Consider the following 466-nt stretch of genomic DNA (forward strand, 5'->3'; position numbering starts at 1 on the left):
TGTGTGCCCTAGCCGCGCCGGCTTCGCTGCCGCAACGGGATGACATTGCCGCCCGCGCCACGCGCCGGTGTCGCAGTCCCCACCACAGCCCCACGCCCACCGCGGCCCACCGCCACATGCGCCGCTGTCGCCCCGGGGCGGCGCGCTGCCCGGCCATGAAATCCTCCAGCAGATCCTGGGGCCACATCAAGTCATAGGGTGCCAGCATCGCCGCTGAGCGGGCCGAAAACCCCATCTCCAGCCACTTGCTGATCAACCGTGGCCGCTCCACCTCACGGTCATTCCAGCCAGGCTCCACCCGGCCCCACGTCGTGTCGGTGTCCGGGTTGACCCGCGTGTAGAGCTGGCGGCGCAACGCCTCAAACCGCGGTTCGGTCAACAACTCTGAGGTATGCAGATGCTTGATCAACGCCCCCAGCGACACACCCCATTTGGCCTTCACCGGCAACAGCTCCACCAACGACGG

General features: G+C 67.8%; 1 protein-coding gene. It reads right to left on the bottom strand.

Annotated features, from left to right (window positions below; genetic code table 11):
• Positions 1 to 466: hypothetical protein (locus tag RNC47_RS36595; protein WP_311605178.1), on the bottom strand; the 466-nt coding region annotated here is incomplete at both ends.

It is taken from the genome of Streptomyces millisiae, assembly GCF_031845425.1.
GTDB classification, from domain to species: domain Bacteria; phylum Actinomycetota; class Actinomycetes; order Streptomycetales; family Streptomycetaceae; genus Streptomyces; species Streptomyces millisiae.